Source organism: Streptomyces sp. NPDC045678, from assembly GCF_056432085.1.
Window position 1 is genome coordinate 272906 of sequence record NZ_JBWKJS010000004.1, and the last position, 24726, is coordinate 297631.

Genomic DNA, 24726 nt, shown 5'->3' on the forward strand with positions numbered 1-24726 from the left:
GGCATGTGGACCTCTCTCGAACCGACGGCGACGACCGTCGAGCCCGGCTCGACCGCGAGCGTGCGGCTGCGGGTGCGCAACACCGGTGACACGGTCGAGGAGTACCGCCTCCAGGTGGTCGGCGCGACGGCGGGCTGGGCCCGCGTGCAGCCCGACGTCCTGCGGCTGTACCCGGGGGCCGAGGGCACCGCCCAGGTGGAGTTCGCCCCACCCCGCACCTCGGACGCGCAGGCGGGCCCGACCCCGTTCGGCGTCCGCGTGCAGCCCCGCGAGACCCCGCACACCGTGGACGTCGCGGAGGGCCAGGTCACGGTCGGCCCGTTCGCCGAACTCCGCACGGAGCTGCTCCCGTTGGTCGTACGCGGCCGACTGCGCGCCAAGGCGTCCGTGGCCGTCGACAACCTCGGCAACCAGCAGCTCACCGCGTCCTTCTCGGGCCGGGAGAACGGCGACGAGCTCGAGGTCGAGTCGGAGCCCGGCTCGGTGCAGGTCGCGCCGGGACGCGCCGCCTTCGCCGACCTCAGCATCAAGCCCGGCGCGGTGAGCTGGGTCGGCGGCACCACCAAGCACCCGTTCACGGTGTCCGTGCTGCGGGCCGGGGTGCCGGAGCCGGTCGAGCTGCGCGGCACGTACGTCCAGCCGTCGGTGATCCCGCGCTGGGCGATGGCCGTGTTCTCGGTGCTGTTCGCGCTGGGCCTCGCGTTCGCCGTGATGTGGTTCCAGCACAAGCCGTCCATGTCGACGCAGGCCAGGGAGAAGGCGGGCGAGCAGCGCGAGCTGCCGCAGAGCGACGGCATGAAGCAGGCGCCGAGCCCGTCACCGAGCCCCTCCAAGGAGAAGGAGGAGCCCAAGGAGCCCGCGAACGAGCCCAAGCCGCCGGAGTCCGGCGGTGGCGGCGGCGGTGGCGGCGGCGGCCCGAAGGACGACAAGCCGAAGGGCCCCAAGCTGCGCACGATCCGCAGCGCGGAGGGCAGCGGCTGGTACCTGGAAACCAAGCGGGGCGCGAAAGCGGACGGCACGTACGTCGGCCAGAACCCGGAGCTGACGGACGAGTTCGGCAAGAACCAGAACTGGATCCTGCACCACTACCCGGAGTCCGACACGTACGCCATCGAGGCGGCGAACGCCCCCGGCGCCATCATGGACCTGAAGGTCGGCACGAACATCGTGCAGATCTTCCACGCGCCCCCGGAGAACATCAAGAGCGGCCGGCTCCCCGACAACCAGAAGTGGAAGCTGGAGAGCCAGCCCAACGGCCTGACCCACATCGTCGCGGTCGGCAATGGCGAATGCGTGGTCGACATGCAGAACGACACGAGCGCGGTCACCTGGAAGTGCGACGACCGCAAGAGCATGGGCTGGACGATCTCCGACTGGCCCGAGTAGCCGGGCCGGTCGGAGACCGTCATCGGTCAGCGTTGCCAGGGCAGGGACGTACCCGGTTCCAGGCGCCCCATCTTGCGGTACTCGCGGCGGGCGCCGGCCCGGACGTCCGCGCCGGACACCGGGCCGCCGTGGCCCGCCGCCTGATACGCGGCGGTCACGGCGGCCGACCGGATGGCGCCGCCCGACAGCTCGAACTCCTTGGCGCAGGCCGCGAGTTCCTCGTCCAGGTCCGAGGTGCAGGGCGTCCCCGTCAGACACGTACGCCACAGGGCGAGCCGCTGCTCGACGTCCGGGAACGGGAAGTCGACCACCAGGTCGAGGCGGCGGGTGAACGCGTCGTCGATGTTGGCCCGCAGGTTCGTGGTCAGCACCGCGATCCCGTCGAACGCCTCGAGGCGCTGCAGCAGGTACGCGCTCTCCAGGTTGGCGTACCGGTCGTGCGAGCTCTTGACCTCCGAGCGCTTGCCGAAGACCGCGTCGGCCTCGTCGAAGAGCAGCACCGCGTCCGTGCGGTCGGCCTCCACGAAGATCCGCTCCAGGTTCTTCTCCGTCTCGCCGATGTACTTGTCGACGACCGCCGACAGGTCCACCACGTAGAGGTCAAGGCCGAGTTCCCCGGCCACGACCTCCGCCGACAGCGTCTTGCCCGTGCCGGAGTCCCCGGCGAACAGCGCGATGACACCGCGCCCGCGCCCGCCGCCCGTGCGCAGCCGCCACTCGCCGAGCACCTTGTCGCGGTGCCGGGCGCGCAGCGTCAGCTCGTTGAGCAGGGCGAGGGGCTCGTCCGGGAGCACGAGGTCCGCGAAGCCGACCTCGGGCCTGATGCGCCGGGCATGCTTGTCGAGCAGCGGCGCCGACTGGAGCCGGGCGCTGCGCTGCAGGTGCGCCACGGTCGGTGCGGTCCCGTCGAACGCGGCCAGTTCGGCGGCGTCCCGGGCCGCGCGCCGGATCTGCGTCCCGCTGAGCCGGTACGGCGCGACGGCCTCGCCGAGGTCGAAGTCCGGCTCGTACGCGGGGGAGTGCCGGGCGAGTTCGGTGTGCCACGTACGGGCCGTGTCGACGGAGTCCTGCGGCGCGTCGAGCACGAGCAGCCCGGCGTCGGGTGCCCATCCCGGGTCGTACGGCTCGCTGCCGAAGAACACGACCGGCACGTCGCCGGTGGTCAGGGACCGCATCAGGGGCCCGGGTCCGTCGGGCAGCGGCCCCACGACGAGCGCGGCGCGCCGCAGCCGCGCCTCGCGGACCAGCGCGACCGCCGCGGCGTCGGCCGTCTGACCCGAAGCGCCCGACGGCCGGTACCGGAGCACCGGCAGCCCGGCCGCCCGCAGCGCGTCCGCCACCGGCCCGGCGGCGGTGCCCTCCCTGCGCTCGCGCAGATGTACGCGGAGCGGCCGCTCGGCGGCGAGGGCGGCGACACGGATAGCGAGCGGATGCGCGGAGCCCGCGTCCCCGACGTCCTCGGCGTCCCCGGCCTCCGACAACTCGACGTCGCAGTCGACGAGTTCGGGGTCGAGGGCGTCGTCCCCGAGCAGCTGCGCCACCACCCGCTCCGGTACGCGCAGGGCCCGCCCCGGCAGCGGCCGGTCCTCCTCCTCCTCCACGACGAGGAGGCCCCCGGCACGCAGGGGTGACCGGGGGTGGAAGCGGCGTCGGGCGAGTGGATCGTGCGGTCCTGTGCCCGAGAGGTCGAGCGCCAGTGTGACGGTGGCGCGGCGGCGCCCCACGTCGTCGTTGAGGTAGCCGTACAGCGGCTCGAAGCGGCGGTCGACGTCGGGGGCGAGGGCGGCGAGCAGGATGTGCTGGTCGAGGACGCTGAGCCCGAACTCCCTGGCCAGCGAGTCGAGCGCGTCGGGACCCTCGTCGAAAGTCCCGTCATCCACACCGTCACCACCCGTCACACCGGCGCCGGCCGCGGCAGCCGTCGTGGTCGTCGCGGCGGGCAGGGGAGTGGTGGCCAGCCGGAAGGCCGTCTCGGGCGTCACGTACATGCCGCGGAGCGGATCCGCGGCCGTCGGGTCGTCGGCGGCGCGCAGCTCGACCAGCTCGGCGACGCGCCCGCGCAGCGCTTCGAGCCGCTCGACCATGAGGTTCTCCGCGCTCAACGGTCCGCCCCCGCCCCGTTGTCGTCGCGCCGCTTCCGCATCATCCGGGGCCGGGAGTCCGCCGGTTCCCCGTCGAGGCCGCGGACGCCCACGACCGCGCCCTGGGTGACCGGCGGTGCCACGTCGTACGTGGGCGAGACCGGGAACGGCACGGTGATCACGACGTCGAGGGACGGCTTGAGCTCACCGCCGAGCGCCGACCAGATGTCGGCGATGGACCGCGCCTCGGGCGGCGGCACGGCGACGGACAGCGGCAGCGTGGCTCCCAGCCAGGCGAGCGCGTCCGGCAGCCGGTCGGGCGGCAGCAGCTCGTGGGCGAGGAGCGTGCCGAGGGCCGCGGACAGCAGCCGGTGCTCGTCCTCGGGGCGGTTGGTCCAGGCGGTGAGCAGGTAGGAGAGCCGGAACCAGCGGGGCGGCTGCCGCCTGCGCAGCACGATGCCGTCCGGCCCCCGTTCCGCGTAGGCGCCGCGCTCGCGGCGGGCGACGTCCTCGCGGATGTCGTACAGGTACGAGTTGAGCGTGGGCGCGTTGCGCCGCGCCGCCCAGTCGCGGGTCGGTGCCTCGAAGACGACCTCGCCGGTCCCCTCCGGAAGCGCCTCCCGCAGCAGCGCGCGCAGCGCCTCGTCGACTTCGTGGATCACGCCCGTGCTCCCCGTATGGAGGTGAGGAACCGGTTCGGTCGCCGCATCGGCTGTCGCCGCATTAGATGTACCCCTCCCGCAGCGCGTACGCGACGGCATGCGCGCGGTTCTGCAGCTGCAGGCGCGTCATCAGCGCGTGCAGAACGTTCTTGACGGTGCGTTCGGAGTAGGCGAGTTTCTCCGATATCTGCTTGGTGTCGAGCCCCTCCGCGATCAGCCGTACCACGTCCACCTCGCGGGGCGCCATGCCCAGCGTCGGCACGAGGGCGCCCGCGGCGGACGGTGTGCCGTCGAGCGCGGAGAGCCGGAGGCGGCCCAGCTGCGTCATGAGCCGGTTGATGAGGTCGGGCGGCAGCTCGCCCTCGCCGCGCGCCGCGCTGTGCACGGCCCGCAGCAGTTTCTGCGGCGTGGCCTGGTGGCGCCAGAGGATGGCCCGCACGCCGTACTCGACGACCGCGAGCAGTTCGGGCTCGCGCAGCTCGGTGGCGATGAGGACGACGCGCTGTTCCGTGGACCGGGCGAGGCGGCGCAGCTCGCTGCCCGCCGGGTCGTCGAGCCGGTCGACGAGCATGACCGCGACGCGTTCCTGCGTCGGGGCCGTCGACGTACCGGGCGGTGCGGGGGTGGAGCCGTCACCGGCCCGGTCCACCAGCTCCACGGTGGGCTGGTGCCGTAGGTGGCTGATGACCCCGGCCCTGCTGAGGGGGTCGGTGGCGTGCACGGCCACCGAGATACGTGTATCCGACACTGAAATTCCCTGTCTTCCCCCGAATAGCGACGGACACAGGGTGGTCGGAAGCAATCAACAAATGATTGCCATCGAATCAACGGGGTTGTTTACGAGCACGTGAGTGAACGCTGCGCGACTGGGGACTTGGTGTTCAGGGCCGGTACAGCGGCGATCCCCCGGGGGGCTGTGCAGGTCCAGGTTTCCCTGGTTCGGCCATGAGCCGGGGAGACCGCGCCCCATTCCGCACGTCGAAGACCGGCACAAACTCCGTGGCCGCCGAGCCGTCGCGCGACGATACTCGGTGGTGTGTTCTTGACGATCTCCACCACCGGCACCGCGCGGAACCCCGCCACCGACCTCGGCTTCCTGCTGCACAAGCACCCCGACAACCGGCATACGCGCAGCGTGTCCTACGGGACCGCGCACGTCCTCTACCCCGAGGCGACCCCGGAGCGCTGCACCGCCGCGCTGCTTCTCGAGGTCGACCCCGTCGCGCTCGTGCGGCGCGGGAAGGGCAAGGGGCGGGGCGGGGCGCCGGACGCGGCGCTGGCCCAGTATGTGAACGATCGTCCGTACGCCGCATCGTCGTTGCTGGCCGTGGCGCTCAGCGCGGTGTTCTCCAGTGCCATGCGCGGCGTGTGTGCCGCGCGTCCCGAGCGGGCCGCGCAGCCGTTGCCGCTCCGCGTCGAGGTGCCGGCCCTGCCCGCCCGTGGCGGTGCCGAACTGGTGCGGGCGCTGTTCGAGCCGCTCGGGTGGGCCGTGACGGTGACGCCCGTGCCGCTGGACGTGCGGTTTCCCCAGTGGGGGGACTCGCGGTACGTACACCTCGTACTGGAAGCGCCCGACGGGACGCTGACGCTGAGCGAGGCGCTGCGGCACCTGTACGTGCTGCTGCCCGTCCTCGACGACGCCAAGCACTACTGGGTCTCGCCGGACGAGGTCGACAAGCTGCTGCGGGCCGGTGAAGGGTGGCTCGCAGGCCATCCGGAGCAGGACGTCATCACCAGTCGTTACCTGGCGCGGCGCTGGTCCCTGACCCGGGAGGCCAAGGAGCGGCTCGAACTGGTGCGGCTCGCCGACGCGGACGACACGGACGTCGACGAGATCGACAACGCCGTCGACGAAGGCACCGACACCGAGGAGGAGCCGGTGCCGCTCGCCGTGCGGCGCCGGGAGGCCGTCCTCGCGGAGCTCGTCGACGCCGGAGCCGGGCGCGTCCTCGATCTCGGCTGCGGGCAGGGGCAGTTGGTGCAGGCCCTGCTCAAGGACGTCCGGTTCACCGAGGTCGTCGGGGTCGACGTCTCCATGCGCGCGCTGACCGTCGCCTCCCGGCGGCTGAAGCTCGACCGCCTGGGCGAGCGCCAGGCCGGACGCGTCCAGCTCGTGCAGGGCTCGCTCGCGTACACCGACAAGCGGCTCAAGGGGTACGACGCGGCCGTGCTCAGCGAGGTCATCGAGCACCTCGACGAGGCGCGCCTGCCCGCCCTGGAGTACGCCGTGTTCGGCTCCGCGCGTCCCCGTACCGTCCTCGTGACGACGCCGAACGTCGAGTACAACGTCCGCTGGGAGTCGCTCCCCGCCGGCCACGTCCGCCACGGCGACCACCGCTTCGAGTGGACGCGGGAGGAGTTCGGGGCATGGGCCCACCGCGTCGGCGAACGGCACGGCTACGACGTCCGGTTCGTGCCCGTCGGCGACGACGACCCCGAGGTGGGGCCGCCCACGCAGATGGCCGTATTCACCCAGGCAGCCAAGACGGCCAAGACGGCCAAGACGGCCGAAGCGGCCGACGCGGCCGAGACAGTCGAGAAGGATCAGGTCGCATGACGCACGACATCGGCAACAGCAGTGACACCCGCACCACCGACGCCGCACGCGTCCTCCCCGTCACCGACCTCTCCCTCGTCGTCCTGATCGGCGCCACCGGCTCCGGCAAGTCCACCTTCGCGCGCACGCACTTCAAGGAAACCGAGGTCATATCCAGCGACTTCTGCCGCGGGCTCGTCGCCGACGACGAGAACGACCAGAGCGCGAGCCGCGACGCCTTCGACGTGCTGCACTACATCGCGGGCAAGCGCCTGGCCGCGGGCCGCCGCACCGTCATCGACGCGACCAGCGTGCAGAGCGACAGCCGCAAGCAGCTGATCGAGCTGGCCAGACAGTACGACGTGCTGCCCATCGCCATCGTGCTCGACGTGCCCGAGGACGTCTGCGCCGCGCGCAACGCCACCCGCGCCGACCGGGCGGACCTGCCGCGCCGCGTCATCCAGCGCCACCAGCGCGAACTGCGGCGCTCCCTGCGCCACCTGGAGCGCGAGGGCTTCCGGAAGGTGCACGTCCTGCGCGGGACGGCGGAGATCGAGGCCGCCGCCGTCGTCACGGAGAAGCGGTACAACGACCTCACCCACCTCACCGGGCCCTTCGACATCGTCGGCGACATCCACGGCTGCGCCGCCGAGCTGGAGACCCTGCTCGGCAAGCTCGGATACGTGGACGGCGTGCACCCCGAGGGCCGTACCGCCGTGTTCGTCGGCGACCTCGTCGACCGCGGCCCGGACACCCCGGGCGTGCTGCGGCGCGTCATGTCGATGGTCGAGGCGGGCACCGCCCTCTGCGTACCCGGCAACCACGAGAACAAGCTCGGCCGCCACCTCAAGGGCCGCGGCGTCCAGCACACCCACGGGCTCGCCGAGACCGTCGAGCAGCTGTCCGCCGAGAGCGAGGAGTTCCGCACGCGGGTGCGGGAGTTCATCGACGGCCTCGTCTCGCACTACGTCCTGGACGGCGGGCGGCTCGTCGTCTGCCACGCCGGTCTGCCCGAGAAGTACCACGGCCGCACCTCCGGCCGGGTCCGCTCCCACGCCCTGTACGGCGACACGACCGGCGAGACCGACGAGTTCGGCCTGCCGGTGCGCTACCCGTGGGCGGAGGAGTACCGGGGCAAGGCCGCGGTCGTCTACGGCCACACCCCCGTACCCACCGCGACCTGGCTCAACAACACCATCTGCCTGGACACCGGCGCCGTCTTCGGCGGCAAACTGACCGCGCTGCGCTGGCCGGAACGCGAACTCGTCGACGTACCGGCGGAGCGGGTCTGGTACGAGCCCGCCAAGCCGCTGCGCACCGAGGCACCCGGCGGCCACGACGGACGGCCGCTCGACCTGAACGACGTGCACGGCCGACGCGTGGTGGAGACACGGCACGTGGGCCGCGTCGCCGTGCGCGAGGAGAACGCCGCCGCTGCCCTGGAGGTCATGAGCCGCTTCGCCGTCGACCCGCGCCTGCTCCCGTACCTGCCGCCGACGATGGCACCGACGGCCACGTCCCGCCGCGAGGGCTACCTGGAACACCCGGAGGAGGCCTTCGCCGCGTACGCGGACGACGGCGTCGCCCGCGTCGTGTGCGAGGAGAAGCACATGGGGTCGCGCGCGGTGGTCCTGGTCTGCCGCGACGCGGACACGGCCCGCGAGCGGTTCGGGGCCGACGGCCCCACCGGCTCCCTCTGCACCCGCACGGGACGCCCCTTCTTCGACGACCCCGCCGTCACCGAGGAGATCCTCGGCCGCGTGCGCGACGCCGTCACCGAGGCCGGTCTGTGGGAGGAGCTGGCGACGGACTGGCTGCTGCTCGACGCCGAGCTGATGCCGTGGTCGCTGAAGGCGTCGGGGCTGCTCCGCACGCAGTACGCCGCCGTGGGCGCCGCCTCCGGAGCCGTCTTCCCCGGCGCGATCGCCGCCCTCGAAGCGGCGACGGCACGCGGCGTCGACGCGGGCGAACTCCTGGCACGCCAGCGGGAACGCGCCGCGGACGCCGCCGCGTTCACCGACGCCTACCGCCGCTACTGCTGGCCGACCGAGGGCCTGGAGGGCGTGCGCCTCGCGCCGTTCCAGATCCTGGCCGTCCAGGGCCGCAGCCTCGCCGGGCTCCCGCACGACGAACAGCTGGCCCTGATCGACCGCATGGTGGAGCACGACAGCAGCCAGGGCTCCGACCTGCTGCAGACCACCCGCCGCCTGTACGTCGACACGGGCGACCCGGAGTCGGTGCGGGCGGGCGTCGACTGGTGGCTGGAGATGACCAGCCGCGGTGGCGAGGGCATGGTCGTCAAGCCGGTAGAGGCGCTGGCCAGGAACGCGCAGGGCCGGCTCGTCCAGCCCGGCATCAAGTGCCGCGGCCGCGAGTACCTGCGGATCGTCTACGGCCCGGAGTACACGCGTCCGGAGAACCTGGTGAAGCTGCGCGACCGCTTCCTCGGCCACAAGCGGTCGCTGGCGGTCCGCGAGTACGCGCTCGGCCTGGAGGCGCTGGACCGGCTGGCGGACGGCGAGCCGCTGTGGCGGGTGCACGAGGCGGTGTTCGCGGTCCTCGCCCTGGAGTCGGAACCGGTGGACCCCCGGCTCTGACCGATCGCCCACCCGCCTGACCGCACGCTCGGCTTCGGCCAAGGATGCGCGTCGGCCGTCCGGCCGGGGAAAGATGGACCCCATGGGATTCCATGTCGACTCCGAGGCCGGGCGGCTGCGCCGCGTCATACTGCACCGCCCCGATCTGGAGCTCAAGCGGCTGACTCCGAGCAACAAGGACGCCCTGCTCTTCGATGACGTCCTGTGGGTGCGCAGGGCCCGTCAGGAGCACGACGGGTTCGCGGACGTGCTGCGCGACCGGGGGGTGGCGGTCCATCTCTTCGGCGACCTGCTGACCGAGACCCTGGACGTGCCCGCGGCCCGCCTCCTCGTCCTGGACCGCGTCTTCGACGAGAAGGAGTACGGTCCGCTCGCCACCGACCACTTGCGGGCGGCGTTCGAGACCCTGCCCTCGACCGAGCTCGCCGAGGCGCTGGTCGGCGGGATGACGAAGCGGGAGTTCCTGGAGCGCCACGCCGAGCCGACGTCCGTGCGCTTCCACTGCATGGACCTGGACGACTTCCTCCTCGGCCCGCTGCCCAACCACCTCTTCACCCGCGACACCTCCGCCTGGATCTACGACGGCGTCTCCATCAACGCGATGCGCCTGCCCGCGCGGCAGCGCGAGACCGTGCACTTCGAGGCGATCTACCGGCACCACCCGCTGTTCCGCGGCGAGGACTTCAACGTCTGGTCGCGCGGCCAGGCGGACTACCCCTCGACCATCGAGGGCGGCGACGTCCTGGTCATCGGCAAGGGGGCGGTGCTCATCGGCATGAGCGAGCGCACCACTCCGCAGGCCGTCGAGATGCTCGCGCACAAGCTGTTCGCGGCGGGCTCGGCGCAGACCATCGTGGCCCTCGACATGCCGAAGCGGCGTGCGTTCATGCACCTCGACACGGTGATGACGATGGTCGACGGCGACACGTTCACGCAGTACGCGGGGCTCGGCATGCTCCGCTCGTACACGATCGAGCCGGGTGTGGGGGAACGGGAGCTGAAGGTCACCGACCATCCGCCGGAGCACATGCACCGCGCCATCGCCGCCGCGCTCGGGCTCGACGGCATCCGGGTCCTCACGGCCACGCAGGACGTGCACGCGGCGGAGCGCGAGCAGTGGGACGACGGCTGCAACGTCCTGGCGGTGGAGCCGGGCGTCGTCGTCGCGTACGAGAGGAACTCGACGACCAACACGCACCTGCGCAAGCAGGGCATCGAGGTGATCGAGATCCTGGGGAGCGAGCTGGGGCGCGGCAGGGGCGGGCCGCGGTGCATGAGCTGTCCGGTGCAGCGGGATCCGGTACCGGGGCTGTAGCCGGGCCCCGTGTCCAGCCCGGGCCCTGTGTCCAGCAGGGCCCGCCCGGGGCCCTGTATATAAATGTGGAGCGTCGTATATAGTTTCAAAGGTCACCGTCTTTCGTACGCCCATCCGCATTCCTGGAGCGCCTCATGGCCACAGACCTCACCGGCCGCCACTTCCTCAAGGAGCTGGACTTCACCGCCGACGAGTTCCGCGGCCTGATCGAGCTGGCCGCGGAGCTGAAGGCGGCCAAGAAGGCCGGGGCCGAGACGCAGCGGCTGCGGGGCAGGAACATCGCGCTGATCTTCGAGAAGAACTCGACGCGGACGCGCTGCGCCTTCGAGGTGGCCGCCGCCGACCAGGGCGCCTCGACGGTGTACATCGATCCGGCAGGCTCGCACATCGGCAAGAAGGAGTCCTCCAAGGACACCGCCCGGGTGCTCGGCCGGATGTTCGACGCCATCGAGTTCCGCGGGGAAGCGCAGGACACGGTCGAGACGCTCGCCGCCCACGCGGGCGTGCCCGTCTACAACGGCCTGACCGACGACTGGCACCCCACCCAGATGCTGGCCGACGTGCTCACGATGACCGAGCACAGCGCCAAGCCCCTCACCGGCATCGCCTTCGCCTACCTCGGCGACGCCCGCTTCAACATGGGCAACTCGTACCTGATCACCGGCGCCCTGCTCGGCATGGACGTGCGCATCGTCGCCCCCGAGGCGTACTGGCCGGCCCCGGAGATCCGCGCGCGGGCCCAGGAGCTCGCCGCGGCCAGCGGGGCGCGCCTGACGCTCACCGAGGACGTCGTGGAGGGCGTCCGGGGCGCGGACTTCGTCGGCACCGACGTCTGGGTGTCGATGGGGGAGCCGCAGGAGGTGTGGGCGGAGCGCATAGCGGCCCTCGTGCCCTACGCGGTGACGATGGACGTCCTGCGCGCCACGGGCAACCCGGACGTAAAGTTCCTGCACTGCCTGCCCGCCTTCCACGACCTCGGCACGAAGGTCGGACGCGAGGTCCACGAGACGTACGGTCTCGAGTCCCTCGAGGTCACGGACGAGGTCTTCGAGTCGGAGCACTCCGTGGTCTTCGACGAGGCGGAGAACCGTATGCACACGATCAAGGCGGTGCTGGTGGCGACGCTCGCCTGAGCCCTCACGTCACGTACGACTCGGATTACGCACCACCGCACCACCGCACGGCGCACCACGCACCACCAGAATCGAGAACCACCCCATGAGCCCCACACGCACCAACGGGCTTCGCATCAAGTCCCCCGATCAGCTTGTCGCCGAATCCGGCGCGGACCTCGAGGGCCACGGCCTGCGGCGCACCATGGGGCTCTTCCAGCTCGTGTGCTTCGGGGTCGGCGCGATCGTCGGCACCGGCATCTTCGTCGGCCTCTCCGACTCCGTCGCCGAGGCGGGCCCCGCCGTCGCGATCTCCTACGTCCTCGCGGCCGTGACCTGCATCTTCACCGCGTTCTCGTTCGCCGAGCTGGGTGGCGCGATCCCCGTGTCGGGCAGCTCGTACTCCTTCGCGTACGCCTCCCTGGGCGAGCGCACCGCGTTCCTCGTGGGCTGGTGCCTGCTGCTCGAGTACGGCGTGTCGGTCTCCGCCGTCGCGGTCGGCTGGAGCCAGTACCTGAACGAGCTGCTGCACAGCCTCACCGGCTGGGAGCTGCCCACCGCGCTGTCCGCCGGGCCCGGCGAGGGCGGCGTGGTGAACCTGCCCGCCGTCGTCGTCATCCTGCTCGCCGCCGTGCTCCTGGTGCGCGGCATCCGCGAGAGCGCGGGCGCCACGGCCGCGATGGCGGTGCTGAAGATCGGCATCCTGCTGCTCTTCCTGGTGATCGCGTTCACCGCGTTCGAGGACGGCAATCTGACGCCCTTCGCGGGCGCGGGCGCCTCCGGCATCACCGCGGGCGCCTCGCTCGCCTTCTTCTCCTTCATCGGCTTCGACGCGGTCACGACGGCCGGCGAGGAGGTGAAGAACCCGCGGCGCAACATTCCGCTCGCCATCCTGATCTGCATCGGCGTCGTCACCCTGCTCTACGTCGCCGTGGCGCTCGCGGCGATCGGCGCGCTCGGGTCGGACGCCGTCGCCGACAAGCCCGCCGCGCTCTCGCTCATCGTCAACCGGGTCACCGACTCGGCCCTCGGCGGCGGCGTCATCGCCTTCGGCGCGGTCGTCGCCATCGCCTCCGTGGTGCTCGCCGTGATGTACGGCCAGACCCGCGTCCTGATGTCGATGTCCCGCGACGGCCTCATGCCGCGCGTCTTCGAACGCGTCTCGCCGCGGACCGGGACCCCCGTCGCCAACACGTGGATCGTCGCGGCGGTCGTCGCCGTGCCCGCCGCGTTCTCCTCGCTCGACGTCGTCGTCAACCTGACCACCATCGGCACGCTCGCGATCATGGTCGTGGTGAACGTCGCGGTGATCGCGCTGCGCCGCTCCGCCCCGGACCTGCGGCGCACCTTCCGGGTGCCGTTCCACCCGGTGAGTCCGCTCCTCGGTGTCGGCTTCTGCCTCTATCTGATCTGGGGCACGGGCTGGACGACGTGGGTGCAGTTCGCCGTGTTCGTGGCGGTGGGCGCGGTGGTCTACGCACTGTACGGGCGGAGGCACTCGCGCCTCGGCCGGGGCGAGGTGCCGTCCGTCAGCACGAGTGCGGGGGCCTCGTGGGGAGCGTGAACCAGACCGCCTTGCCCGACGCGGTGGGGCGGTGGCCGCAGGACGAGCTGAGGGTGCGGATCAGGAGCAGCCCGCGCCCGTGCTCCTGCCAGGGGTCCGGCTCGATGTGCGGGCCCGGGTCGGTGAGGTCGCCGGGCGGCAGCGGGTTGGAGTCGTGCACCTCGACCTGACAGCCCGTCGGCAGCAACTCGATCACCAGCTCTATGGGGTCCTGCCCGCCGGTGTGCTCCACGGCGTTGGCGACCAGCTCCGCGGTGAGGAGCTCGGCGGTGTCGGTGTCCGGGGACGACTCGATGTCGGTGAGCGCCGTGCGGACCAGGGCACGCGCGACCGGCACGGCTGCCGTGGTGTGCGGCAGGGCGATGCGCCAGGAGGCGGGGGAGGAGGGCTCGTGCAAGGCGGGTCCGTTCAGGGCAGCAGGTGGTGGTCCTGCTTTCAACCGTACGAATCTTAAGCGCTATGTCGACAGGGGCGACCGTCGGGCATTCACGGGACGTCCGACCCTGTGGAGTATCGGGTGACAAGACGCGCATTTCGGTACTTCCGTTCCCGTCCGGGGCTGCGGTGGGGCCGGCTTATCGCGTGCTCATGACGACAGTCACGGAACGGTGATAACTTCGAGGGGTAGCCCCTGCCCGTGCACTCCAGCCCCAGGCCGAGGAGGCCGCACCTGATGAGTCCTTTCACCGGCTCCGCGACCCGCACTCCCGACTGGCGGCACCTGCGCCTCGCCGTCGACGAGGGGGTCGCCACGGTCACCCTCGCCCGCCCCGACAAGCTCAACGCGCTCACCTTCGGTGCCTACGCCGACCTGCGCGACCTCCTCGCCGAGCTCTCCCGCGACAAGTCCGTGCGCGCCCTCGTGCTCGGCGGCGAGGGCCGCGGCTTCTGCTCGGGCGGCGACGTCGACGAGATCATCGGCGCCACGCTCGCCATGGACACGGCCCAGCTCCTCGACTTCAACCGCATGACGGGCCAGGTCGTCCGCGCCATCAGGGAGTGCCCCTTCCCGGTGATCGCCGCCGTGCACGGGGTGGCGGCGGGCGCCGGCGCGGTGCTCGCCCTCGCCTCGGACTTCCGCGTCGCCGACCCCTCCGCGCGCTTCTCCTTCCTCTTCACCCGGGTCGGCCTCTCCGGCGGCGACATGGGCGCCGCCTACCTCCTGCCGCGCGTCGTCGGACTCGGCCACGCCACGCGGCTGCTCATGCTGGGCGAGCCGGTGCGCGCTCCTGAGGCCGAACGGATCGGCCTCATCAGCGAGCTGACGGAGGAGGGCGGGGCCGCGGAGGCCGCGCAGACCCTGGCCCGCCGCCTCGCCGACGGACCCGCCCTCGCGTACGCGCAGACGAAGGCGCTCCTCACCTCGGAGCTCGACATGCCGCTTGCCGCCTCCATCGAACTGGACGCGTCGACGCAGGCGCTCCTGATGAACGGTGAGGACTACGCCGAGTTCCACGCGGCGTTCACGGAGAAGCGCCCGCCGAAGTGGCAGGGACGGTGACCGTGGGAGCCTCCGTCGCACCCTCCGCCGCCGGGCGGGCCCACCGCATCGCCGTCATCGGCGGCGGCCCCGGCGGGCTCTACGCCGCCGCGCTGCTCAAGCGCCTCGACCCCGCCCGTGAGGTCACCGTCTGGGAGCGCAACGCGCCCGACGACACCTTCGGCTTCGGCGTCGTCCTGTCCGACGAGACCCTCGGCGGCATCGAACACGCCGACCCCGCCGTCTACGCGGCCCTCCAGGCGGAGTTCGTGCGCTGGGACGACATCGACATCGTGCACCGCGACCGGCGGCGCACCTCCGGCGGCCACGGGTTCGCCGCGCTCGGCAGGCGCAGGCTCCTGGAGATCCTGCACGACCGCTGCCGGGGCCTCGGCATCGAGCTGCGCTTCCGTACGGAGGCGCCGCCCGCCGCCGCCCTCGCCTCCGAGTACGACCTGGTCGTCGCCGCCGACGGCGTCCACAGCCTCACCCGCGAGACACACGCCGACGTGTTCGGGCCGACCCTGACCACCCACCGCTGCCGCTACATCTGGCTCGCCGCGGACTTCGCCTTCGACGCGTTCCGCTTCGAGATCGCCGAGACGGAACACGGCGTGATGCAGCTGCACGGATACCCGTACTCCGCTTCGGGAACGGGTGCCTCCACCGTCATCGTCGAGATGCGCGAGGAGGTCTGGGAGGCCGCGGGCTTCGCGGAACTCGACGAGCACGAGTCCACGGAACGCTGCGCCAAGATCTTCGCGGACGCGCTCGGCGGCCGCCCCCTGCGCGGCAACAAGTCCTCCTGGATCAACTTCCGTACGGTCACCAACTCCCGCTGGTCGCACGGGAACACGGTCCTGCTCGGCGACGCCGCGCACACCGCGCACTTCTCCATCGGCTCCGGCACGAAGCTCGCCGTCGAGGACGCCCTCGCGCTCGCCGCCTGCCTGGAGGAGCAGCCCGACATCCCGGCCGCGCTCCGGGCGTACGAGGAGGAGCGCCGGCCCGTCGTGGCCTCCACACAGCGAGCGGCCCGCGCCAGCCTGGAGTGGTTCGAGCGGCTGCCGGACTACCTGGATCAGCCCCCGCGTCAGTTCGCGTTCAACCTCCTCACCCGCAGCCGCCGCGTCACCCACGACAACCTGCGCCTGCGTGACGCGGACTTCACCCGCGCCGTCGAGCGCGACTTCGGCTGCCCCGACGGCACCCCGCCGATGTTCACGCCCTTCCGGCTCCGCGACCTGACCCTGCGCAACCGTGTCGTCGTCTCCCCGATGGACATGTACTCCGCCGTGGACGGCGTCCCCGGCGACTTCCACCTGGTCCACCTGGGCGCGCGGGCACTCGGCGGCGCGGGTCTGGTCATGACCGAGATGGTGTGCGTCAGCGAGCGCGGCCGCATCACGCCGGGCTGCGCGGGGCTGTACACCGACGGGCAGGCCGACGCGTGGCGCCGCGTCACGGACTTCGTGCACGCGCAGGCGCCCGGCGCGGCGATCGGCCTGCAACTCGGCCACTCCGGGCGCAAGGGCTCCACGAAGCGGATGTGGGACGGCATCGACGAGCCGCTGCCCGACGGCAACTGGCCGCTCGACGCGGCGTCCCCGCTTCCGTACAAGCGGGGCGGCCAGGTTCCTCGTGAACTCTCCCGGGCGGGCCTGACGGCGATCCGCGAACAGTTCGTGGCGGCGGCCCGCCGCGCCGACCGCGCGGGTTTCGACCTCCTCGAACTCCACGCCGCGCACGGGTACTTGCTGTCGGGTTTCCTCTCGCCGCTCACGAATCGCCGCACGGACGCGTACGGGGGTGACCTGGCGGGCCGGCTGCGCTATCCGCTGGAGGTCTTCGACGCGGTGCGAGCGGTGTGGCCCGCGGGCAAACCCATGACGGTCCGCATCTCCGCGACGGACTGGGCGGCGGGCGGCACCACCGCCGAGGACGCCGTCGAGATCGCGCGGGCGTTCGCGGCGCACGGGGCCGATGCGATCGACGTCTCCACGGGGCAGGTCGTCGCGGACGAGCGGCCCGAGTTCGGCCGCTCGTACCAGACTCCGTACGCGGACCGCATCCGCAGTGTGACCGGCATTCCGGTGATCACAGTGGGCGCGGTCTCGTCGTGGGACGACGTGAACTCCCTGCTGCTGGCGGGGCGCGCGGATCTGTGCGCCCTGGCCCGCCCTCACCTGTACGACCCCCACTGGACGCTGCACGCGGCGGCCGAGCAGGGGTATGCCGGTGAGGCGGCACCGTGGCCCCTCCCGTACCGGGCGGGCAGCCGCCGCCCGCAGACGGGCCGCACGGACGCGCCCAAACAGCGGCTGCAACTTCCCGCGTGACGCTGAGTGCGGGCCTGTGCGTTTCTTGCGCAGTTCCCCGCGCCCCTGAAAAGGTTCAGCGGGGCGTCGTGATGGTGATCTCGGCTGCTGTGCCCTCGCCCCGTAGTCTCACCGGGCCCGGGGTGGCCCGGTGGACGCAGTCCAGGCGGCCGAGCGTGGTCTTCCGGCCGTCCGGGGCGACGGTGGCGAGGCCCTCCGTGACGGGCATGACCAGGACGGTCTCGTCCGGCTCGCACACCGTCTCCGTGTCCTGCGCGGCCGTCACGTCGACGATCCGTACCCGGGCCGTCGCCCGGCCCCGGCGCGTCATCACGTTCAGGTTGCGCACCGCGCCCGCCGGCAGGTGGCAGTGCGTCGTCGCGTCGCCGGGGAAGGTGAAGGGGGTCAGGAGTTGGACCTGGTGCTCCGTGCCTTCCACGGTCAGGAGCATGGCCGCGGCACCCGTGCCGTCCGCCTCGACCGGGGTGATCACGCGGTTGGTGTCGGGGAAGAGCGAGAAGGGGCCGTCCCCGGCCACGTCCGCCACGCTCACCCGCCAGTCCGCGCCCTCCGCGACCTCCCGGGTCGTGCCGCCGCCGTTCTTCCACGGCACGGTGCGGTACGCGGTCCAGCGCAGCAGTTCTTCGTTCATCGGCGCAGTCTAGGTGGGGTGCACGAACCGTGCGCCCGCCTCCCTCAGCCGCTCGTCCAGGGCCGCGAAGACCGCCGCCGAGCGCGCGCCGGGCCAGTCCGCGGGCAGCAGGCCGGCGGGGAGGCCCGGGTCCGCGTAGGGGAGTTGGCGCCAGGAGTCCAGGGCGAGGAGATAGTCGCGGTAGGCGTCCTCGGGGGAGCGGCCGGGGGCTCCACGGGACTCCCAGGCGCGGAGCACCGGCTCGTGGCGGTCGAGGAACGCCTCGTGCTGTTTCGCCAGCGAGGCGAGGTCCCACCAGCGGGCCACGGCCTCCGGTGTCGGCGCGAAGCCCAGGTGCTCGCCCCGGAACAGGTCGACGTACGGGGCGAGTTGGAGGCGGTTCAGGGTGTGTCTGGTCTCGGAGTAGAGGTGCGCCGGGGCGATCCAGACGCCCGGCGCCGCCGTTCCGAAGCCCAGGCCCGCGAGGCGGGAGCGCAGCACGTGGCGCTTGGCGCGTTCCGCCTCGGGGACGGAGAAGACCGCGAGGACCCAGCCCTCCCCGTGGTCGGCCCCCGCGCCGTAGATGCGGCGGTCGCCGTCATCGAGGAGCTGGCGGGCGTCGGGCGAGAGCGCGTACCCGGCCGCGCCCCCCTCCGTGCGCCCGGGCACGAGCAGGCCGCGCCGTTTCAGCCGGGACACCGACGACCGCACCGACGGCGCGTCGACGCCGACCGGGGCGAGGAGGCGCACCAGCTCGGCGACCGGCACGGGGCCGGGCGCGGCCCGGCCGTAGGCGCCGTAGAACGTGACGATCAGGGACCGTGGAGTGTGCTGCTCGGACACGTGATCACTCTACGGGCCCGGGACCGCCCGGCATCCGGCCGCGCAGCCGGAAGCGCTGGAGCTTGCCGGTCGCGGTGCGGGGCAGCGCGTCCAGGAAGACGATCTCCCGGGGGCACTTGTAGGGCACGAGTTCCCCCTTCACGAACTCCCGCAGCCGGTCCGCGTCGGGCTCCGCGCCCGCGCGCAGCACCACGTAGGCCACGGCGACCTGCCCGCGCAGTTCGTCGGGGCGGCCCACCACCGCCGTCTCCGCCACGTCGGGGTGGCGAAGGAGGGCGTCCTCGACCTCGGGGCCCGCGATGTTGTACCCGGCGGAGATGATCATGTCGTCCGCGCGGGCGACGTAGCGGAAGTAGCCGTCGGCGTCCCTGACGTACGTGTCGCCGGTGATGTTCCAGCCGTGCCGTACGTACTGGAGCTGCCGCTCGTCGGAGAGGTAGCGGCAGCCGACCGGGCCGCGCACAGCGAGCAGTCCGGGCTCGCCGTCCGGCACCGGCGCCCCGGAGTCGTCGACCACGCGCGCGTGCCACCCGGGGACGGGGAGTCCGGTCGTGCCGGGCCGTATCGCGTCGTCGGCGGCGGAGATGAAGATGTGCAGCAGTTCGGTCGCGCCGATGCCGTTGATGACGCGGTGGCCGGTGCGCTGCTGCCAGCTCTGCCAGGTGGCGGCGGGCAGGTTCTCGCCCGCGGACACGCAGCGCCGCAGCGAGGAGACGTCGTGCGCGTCGAGCTCGTCCAGCATCGTGCGGTACGCGGTGGGGGCGGTGAACAGCACGGATATGCCGTGCCGTGCGATGGCGGGCAGGAGCTGTTTGGGGCCCGCCTGTTCCAGCAGTACGGACGAGGCGCCGAAGCGCAGCGGGAAGACGACGAGGCCGCCGAGGCCGAACGTGAAACCGAGCGGGGGGCTGCCCGCGAACACGTCGTCGGGCACCGGCTTGAGGATGTGCCGCGCGAACGTGTCGGCGATGGCGAGCACGTCGCGGTGGAAGTGCATGCAGCCCTTGGGCCGGCCCGTCGTACCGGAGGTGAAGGCGATCAGCGCGACGTCGTCGGCCGCCGTGTCCACCGCTTCGTAGCGGTCGGGCTGCCGGGCGGCGCGTGCGAGGAGGTCGTCGGGGCCCCCGCCGCCGTACGTGGTGATGTCGAGGCCCGGCACACCGGCCTTGATCAGGTCGTCGACCGACCGTACGTCGCAGAGCGCGTGCCGCACCTCGGCGATCTCGCACAGGGTGGCGAGCTCCTGCGCGCGCTGCTGGGCGAGGACGGTCACGGCGACCGCGCCCGCTTTCATCACCGCGAGCCAACAGGCGGCGAGCCAGGGCGTGGTGGGCCCGCGCAGCAGGACGCGCTGCCCCGGCCGTACGTCGAGGTCGGCGGTCAGCGTGTGCGCGATCCGGTCGACGTGCTGCCGCAGCGCGCCGTACGTCCAGGTCTCGCCGGACGCGGCGTGGAACGCGGGACGTTCCGCGCCGAACCGCTCGGCCGACCGGTCCACGAGCTCCGCGCCGCAGTTGAGGCGGTCAGGGTAGTGCAGTTCGGGGCGGTCGTGGACCAGTGCGGGCCACTGCTCGCGCGGCGGGAGGTGGTCCCGGGCGAACGTGTCGACGTGGCCGGACGGTGTCGGCCCCGGGTTGGCTGGATTGCCGGTCGGTTCCATGGCGGCTCTGCCCCCTTGCCTGCCGGACGGGCGCTGTGGTGGGCTCGCTCCATGAGCGTATCGTGATGGTGACGACAGTCAACGGTGCGCGATAAAGGAGGGGTCCGGGATGACGGCATTCTCGCTCAATCCTGAACAAACCGCCCGTTGCGCGGAGCTGCGGACGCTCGCCGCCGAGCGTCTGCGCCCCCTGGCGGAGAAGGGGGAGCCCGGCCATGTGAACCGGCCGCTGGTCGCGGCGCTCGGCGAACTCGGGCTGCTGGACGCGCTGTTCGAGGGGCGGGGTGCCGCCGCCGGCCCGCCCGGCGAGGCGTCCGGCGCCCTCGACCTCTGCCTCATGCGCGAGTCCCTCGCGTACGCCTGCACGGAGGCCGAGACCGCTCTCGCCCTCCAGGGCCTCGGCGCCCACCCCGTGCACGCGCACGGCTCGCCCGAACAGCGGGAACGGTGGCTGCCGCCCGTCCGCGCCGGGCACGCCGTCGCGGCCTTCGCGCTCTCCGAGCCGGGCGCCGGTTCGGACGCGGCGGCCCTGAGCCTCGCGGCGGAACGGGACGGCGCCGGAGGCTGGCGCCTCACCGGCGAGAAGTGCTGGATCTCCAACGCGCCCGAGGCCGACTTCTACACCGTCTTCGCCCGTACGTCGCCCGGCGCGGGGTCCCGCGGCGTCACCGCGTTCCTGGTCCCCGCCGACCGCGCGGGCCTCACCGGAACCCCGCTCGACATGCTCTCCCCGCATCCGATCGGCGCCCTCGCCTTCGACGGCGTACGGGTCGGCGCGGAGGACGTGCTCGGGGAGGTCGACCGCGGCTTCCGGGTCGCGATGACGACGCTGAACCGGTTCCGGCCGAGCGTCGGCGCGTTCGCCGTCGGCATGGCGCAGTCCGCGCTCGACGCGACGCTGGCCCACACGGCCGAACGGACCGCGTTCGGCGGCCCGCTGAAGGATCTGCAGTCGGTCGGCCACCAGGTCGCCGAGATGGCGACGCGCACGGAGGCGGCCCGCCTGATGGTCTACGCGGCAGCGGCGGCGTACGACAGCGAGGGGCCGCGGAGCCCCGGCATCGCCCGGCGCGCCGCGATGGCGAAGCTCATCGCCACGGAGACCGCGCAGTACGTGGTCGACGCGGCGGTCCAGCTGCACGGCGCCCGCGCGCTGCGCCGCGGCCACCTCCTCGAACACCTCTACCGCGAGGTGCGCGCGCCCCGCATCTACGAGGGCGCGAGCGAGGTCCAGCGCACCATCATCGCCAAGGAGCTGTACACCCAGCTGTACGCCCACCAGGAGGAGCCGCCCGCATGAGCGACCTGCACCGCGTCAACCCCGCCGAACTCTCGCCGCCCACGGGCTTCTCGCACGCCGTCACCGTGACGGGCTCCCGTCTGGTCTTCCTCGCCGGGCAGACCGCGCTGGACAGCGAGGGCAAGGTCACCGGGGCGACCCTGCCCGAGCAGTTCGAGCGGGCCCTCGCCAACCTCCTGACCGCCCTGCGCCACGCGGGCGGCACCCCGGCCGACCTCGCGCGCGTCACGGTCTACGCCACGGACGTCGCCGACTACCGCGCCCGCGCCCGCGAACTGGGCCGGATCTGGCAGCGGTTGGCGGGCCGTGACTATCCGGCGATGGCGGTGGTGGGCGTCGTCAGGCTGTGGGACGAGGAGGCCTTGGTGGAGCTGGACGGAACGGCCGTGCTGGACTGAACACGGACCTTTCCGGCACGTCGGCGGGCCGCGGCGAGCGCCTGCTCCAGCGACCGGGTGCCGGTGATCACGCACAGCGTGTACGTGACGTCGTCGAGCTGTCGGCGGAGCGCGGGGTCGACGGCCGCTCTGCCGGTCTTCGCGTGGAGGGACTCGTAGCGTTCGACGAGGTCGGCGAGGACGGAGGGGTGTGCCTGCAACATGAACGTACTCCTGGACAGATGTCGGTGGGGGCACTGGTGGGGGGATCTGTTGCCCCTGTTACCCCCGGTTTCCGGCGTCATGCACCGGTCCTTTTCCCGGTAGGCGGAATGCCTGCTACCGGGTGCAGCGTGCGGATCACGGGGTACCCGGCGACGACCGCGGCCACCGGGGTCGTGGACGACGGGACGACCGAGAGTTCCGCAGGAGGGGTTACCACGTGCGTACGCGAAGGGTTTCGGGTGTCATCGGAGTTACGGTGCTCGCGGCTGCGCTGCTGTCGAGCTGCGGCGACAGCGACGACGGGGGCGGCTCCGACAAGCCGTTCGCCAAGGACAGCGCCGACCGGATCGCCTCCAAGGCGGTGGCGGCCACCAAGAGCGCCGACTCCATGCGCATCAAGGGCGACATGCGGCAGAACGGGAAGCCGGTGAGCCTGGACATCGCGGTCGACCAGGAGAAGAACTGCGAGGGGACGATCGGCACCGGCGGCTCGAAGGCCGAGGTGCGGCACACGAACGGCACCTTGTACATGCGCGGCAACGAGCAGTACTGGAAGACCGCGCTGAAGGGCCAGCCGGGTGCGGAGAAGGCGATCTCCAAGGTCGCCGACAAGTGGGTCAAGATGCCCGCCGACGACGCGTCCACCGCCGGCATGTGCGACAAGCAGGGCCTGGTCGCGTCGATGGACGAGAACAAGTCCGAGCGCAAGGGCATGAAGAAGGGCGGGACGACGTCCGTCGACGGCAAGGACGCCATCGCCCTGACGAAGAAGGGCTCCGGCGGCGAGACGAACACGATGTACGTCGCCACGGAGGGCAAGCCGTACATCCTCCGCGTCTCCACGAAGGGCGGCGACGCCCCCAACGACGCCACGTTCGGCGACTACGGCAAGCCGGTGAGCCCGAAGGCCCCGGCCAAGGGCGAGACGGTCGACCTGAAGGAACTCGCGGCCTCCGGGCAGTGACCCGCTGACCGGTCGACCGGCGCACGGGAACGGCGGCCGCCGTCGCACGACGCGACGGCGGCCGCCTCCTGAGCCGGACGGGCCGGGACCGGACGGGCCGGGCCGACTCAGATGTCCCGGAACGTCTCGATCTGCGCGCCCACCGAGTTCAGGCGCTCCGCCAGGTCCTCGTAGCCGCGGTTGATCACGTACACGTTGCGCAGCACCGACGTGCCCTCGGCCGCCATCATCGCGAGCAGGACGACCACGGCGGGGCGCAGGGCGGGCGGGCACATCATCTCCGCGGCGCGCCAGCGGGTCGGGCCCTCGACCAGGACGCGGTGCGGGTCCAGGAGCTGGAGGTGGCCGCCCAGGCGGTTGAGGTCCGTGAGGTAGATCGCGCGGTTGTCGTAGACCCAGTCGTGGATCAGCGTCTTGCCCTGCGCCGCCGCCGCGATGGCCGCGAAGAAGGGGACGTTGTCGATGTTCAGGCCGGGGAACGGCATCGGGTGGATCTTGTCGATCGGCGCCTCCAGTTTGGAGGGCCGGACGGTGAGGTCGATGAGGCGCGTACGGCCGTTGTCGGCCGGGTACTCCGCGCTGCGGTCGTGGTCGAGTCCCATCTCCTCCAGGACCGCGAGCTCGATCTCCAGGAACTCGATCGGCACCCGGCGCACCGTCAGCTCCGACTCCGTGACGACCGCGGCGGCCAGCAGGCTCATCGCCTCGACCGGGTCCTCGGAGGGGGAGTAGTCGACGTCGACGTCGATGGTGGGGACGCCGTGCACGGTCAGGGTAGTCGTGCCGATGCCCTCCACCTCGACGCCGAGCGCCTCCAGGAAGAAGCACAGGTCCTGGACCATGTAGTTCGAGGACGCGTTGCGGATGACGGTCGTACCCGCGCTGCGTGCCGCGGCGAGCAGCGCGTTCTCGGTGACCGTGTCCCCGCGCTCGGTCAGGACGATGGGGCGGTCGGGGGAGACGTCGCGGGCGACCGTCGCGTGGTACAGCCCCTCGGTCGCCGCGATGTCCAGGCCGAACCTGCGCAGCGCGATCATGTGTGGCTCGATCGTGCGGGTGCCCAGGTCGCAGCCGCCCGCGTAGGGCAGTTTGAACTGGTCCATGCGGTGCAGCAGCGGGCCGAGGAACATGATGATCGAGCGGGTGCGGCGGGCCGCCTCCGCGTCGATGGCGTCCATGTCCAGCTCGGCGGGCGGCACGATCTCCAGGTCGACGCCGTCGTTGATCCAACGGGTGCGCACCCCGATGGAGTTGAGGACCTCCAGGAGGCGGTAGACCTCCTCGATGCGGGCCACGCGGCGCAGCACCGTGCGGCCCTTGTTCAGGAGGGACGCACAGAGCAGCGCCACGCACGCGTTCTTGCTCGTCTTGACGTCGATGGCGCCGGAGAGCCGACGGCCGCCGACAACTCGCAGATGCATGGGGCCCGCGTACCCGAGCGAGACGATTTCACTGTCGAGAGCCTCGCCGATTCGGGCGATCATCTCAAGGCTGATGTTCTGGTTGCCGCGCTCGATGCGGTTCACGGCGCTCTGGCTGGTGCTGAGCGCCTCGGCGAGCTGCGTCTGTGTCCAGCCCCGGTGCTGCCGGGCATCACGGATGAGCTTGCCGATGCGTACGAGGTAGTCGTCTGCCATGCGTCGTACGTTATCTCAGATATGAGATGACGTACGCG

General features: G+C 72.1%; 20 protein-coding genes. 11 read left to right on the top strand and 9 right to left on the bottom strand.

All coding sequences use genetic code 11. The annotated features are described in order from the left end of the window. Window positions 1–3 precede the first annotated feature (3 nt). On the top strand, window positions 4–1386 hold the full coding sequence (locus AC07DO_RS15895; protein ID WP_479060038.1) for an RICIN domain-containing protein: 1383 nt from the start codon (window positions 4–6) through the stop codon (window positions 1384–1386). Between the two features lie 26 nt (window positions 1387–1412). Here AC07DO_RS15895 and AC07DO_RS15900 read toward each other — a convergent pair whose 3' ends face one another. The 3 genes from AC07DO_RS15900 to AC07DO_RS15910 all read right to left on the bottom strand — a co-directional run bounded on the left by AC07DO_RS15900 (window position 1413) and on the right by AC07DO_RS15910 (window position 4877). Then, the gene (locus tag AC07DO_RS15900) at window positions 1413–3470 is read right to left on the bottom strand and encodes an AAA family ATPase (protein ID WP_479060706.1); all 2058 of its coding nucleotides are present in this window, start codon (window positions 3468–3470) and stop codon (window positions 1413–1415) included. A 14-nt stretch (window positions 3471–3484) separates the two neighbouring features. Beyond that, window positions 3485–4129, bottom strand: coding sequence for a Pvc16 family protein (locus AC07DO_RS15905; protein WP_479060039.1), 645 nt, complete (start codon window positions 4127–4129; stop codon window positions 3485–3487). A gap of 61 nt (window positions 4130–4190) precedes the next feature. Next, on the bottom strand, window positions 4191–4877 hold the full coding sequence (locus tag AC07DO_RS15910; protein ID WP_479060041.1) for a response regulator transcription factor: 687 nt from the start codon (window positions 4875–4877) through the stop codon (window positions 4191–4193). 288 nt (window positions 4878–5165) lie between these two features. On the opposite strand from AC07DO_RS15910, the gene AC07DO_RS15915 reads away from it, so the two are divergent. The 5 genes from AC07DO_RS15915 (at window position 5166) to AC07DO_RS15935 (ending at window position 13253) form a co-directional block, all read left to right on the top strand. Continuing rightward, a complete protein-coding gene (locus AC07DO_RS15915) occupies window positions 5166–6686 on the top strand; it encodes a 3' terminal RNA ribose 2'-O-methyltransferase Hen1 (protein WP_479060042.1) in 1521 nt (506 codons plus the stop codon). After that, entirely contained in the window at window positions 6683–9262 is a 2580-nt protein-coding gene (locus AC07DO_RS15920; RefSeq protein ID WP_479060044.1) for a polynucleotide kinase-phosphatase, read from the top strand. Before AC07DO_RS15915 ends, AC07DO_RS15920 begins: the two co-directional genes overlap by 4 nt. A gap of 82 nt (window positions 9263–9344) precedes the next feature. Next, window positions 9345–10577, top strand: a complete 1233-nt coding sequence (locus AC07DO_RS15925; protein WP_479060046.1) for an arginine deiminase — start codon at window positions 9345–9347, stop codon at window positions 10575–10577. Between the two features lie 134 nt (window positions 10578–10711). Next, window positions 10712–11710, top strand: coding sequence for an ornithine carbamoyltransferase (argF, locus tag AC07DO_RS15930; protein ID WP_479060047.1), 999 nt, complete (start codon window positions 10712–10714; stop codon window positions 11708–11710). Window positions 11711–11795: 85 nt separating this feature from the next. Further along, window positions 11796–13253 (top strand): amino acid permease, encoded by a 1458-nt coding sequence (locus AC07DO_RS15935; RefSeq protein WP_479060048.1) that lies wholly within the window; start codon window positions 11796–11798, stop codon window positions 13251–13253. Here the strand turns inward: AC07DO_RS15935 and AC07DO_RS15940 are convergent. After that, on the bottom strand, window positions 13219–13665 hold the full coding sequence (locus AC07DO_RS15940; protein ID WP_479060708.1) for an ATP-binding protein: 447 nt from the start codon (window positions 13663–13665) through the stop codon (window positions 13219–13221). The genes AC07DO_RS15935 and AC07DO_RS15940 overlap by 35 nt on opposite strands. Before the next feature lie 261 nt (window positions 13666–13926). Between AC07DO_RS15940 and AC07DO_RS15945 the strand changes: the two genes are divergently transcribed. After that, complete coding sequence (locus AC07DO_RS15945; RefSeq protein WP_479060050.1) at window positions 13927–14754, top strand: enoyl-CoA hydratase family protein; 828 nt, start codon at window positions 13927–13929, stop codon at window positions 14752–14754. Window positions 14755–14756: 2 nt separating this feature from the next. Further along, complete coding sequence (locus AC07DO_RS15950) at window positions 14757–17072, top strand: bifunctional salicylyl-CoA 5-hydroxylase/oxidoreductase (RefSeq protein ID WP_479060051.1); 2316 nt, start codon at window positions 14757–14759, stop codon at window positions 17070–17072. A gap of 55 nt (window positions 17073–17127) precedes the next feature. Here AC07DO_RS15950 and AC07DO_RS15955 read toward each other — a convergent pair whose 3' ends face one another. The 3 genes from AC07DO_RS15955 to AC07DO_RS15965 are packed head-to-tail and all read right to left on the bottom strand — an operon-like array spanning window position 17128 to window position 20185. Continuing rightward, on the bottom strand, window positions 17128–17703 hold the full coding sequence (locus AC07DO_RS15955) for a HutD/Ves family protein (protein ID WP_479060052.1): 576 nt from the start codon (window positions 17701–17703) through the stop codon (window positions 17128–17130). A 9-nt stretch (window positions 17704–17712) separates the two neighbouring features. Further along, complete coding sequence (locus AC07DO_RS15960; RefSeq protein ID WP_479060053.1) at window positions 17713–18525, bottom strand: PaaX family transcriptional regulator; 813 nt, start codon at window positions 18523–18525, stop codon at window positions 17713–17715. Window positions 18526–18529: 4 nt separating this feature from the next. Continuing rightward, the gene (locus AC07DO_RS15965; RefSeq protein WP_479060054.1) at window positions 18530–20185 is read right to left on the bottom strand and encodes an AMP-binding protein; all 1656 of its coding nucleotides are present in this window, start codon (window positions 20183–20185) and stop codon (window positions 18530–18532) included. Window positions 20186–20294: 109 nt separating this feature from the next. Here AC07DO_RS15965 and AC07DO_RS15970 point away from each other — a divergent pair, with 109 nt between their 5' ends. Both AC07DO_RS15970 and AC07DO_RS15975 read left to right on the top strand, forming a co-directional pair. Next, entirely contained in the window at window positions 20295–21485 is a 1191-nt protein-coding gene (locus AC07DO_RS15970) for an acyl-CoA dehydrogenase family protein (protein ID WP_479060055.1), read from the top strand. Next, window positions 21482–21883: a RidA family protein gene (locus AC07DO_RS15975; RefSeq protein WP_479060056.1), complete on the top strand. Its 402-nt coding sequence runs from the start codon at window positions 21482–21484 to the stop codon at window positions 21881–21883. The genes AC07DO_RS15970 and AC07DO_RS15975 overlap by 4 nt, the downstream gene beginning before the upstream one ends. Here the strand turns inward: AC07DO_RS15975 and AC07DO_RS15980 are convergent. Further along, a complete protein-coding gene (locus AC07DO_RS15980) occupies window positions 21796–22086 on the bottom strand; it encodes a DUF5133 domain-containing protein (protein WP_479060057.1) in 291 nt (96 codons plus the stop codon). The two genes, AC07DO_RS15975 and AC07DO_RS15980, sit on opposite strands and share 88 nt — an antisense overlap. A 218-nt stretch (window positions 22087–22304) precedes the next feature. Here AC07DO_RS15980 and AC07DO_RS15985 point away from each other — a divergent pair, with 218 nt between their 5' ends. Beyond that, window positions 22305–23051, top strand: coding sequence for a hypothetical protein (locus AC07DO_RS15985; protein ID WP_479060058.1), 747 nt, complete (start codon window positions 22305–22307; stop codon window positions 23049–23051). Between the two features lie 107 nt (window positions 23052–23158). Here AC07DO_RS15985 and AC07DO_RS15990 read toward each other — a convergent pair whose 3' ends face one another. Further along, on the bottom strand, window positions 23159–24688 hold the full coding sequence (locus AC07DO_RS15990; protein ID WP_479060059.1) for a helix-turn-helix domain-containing protein: 1530 nt from the start codon (window positions 24686–24688) through the stop codon (window positions 23159–23161). Between the last annotated feature and the right edge of the window lie 38 nt (window positions 24689–24726).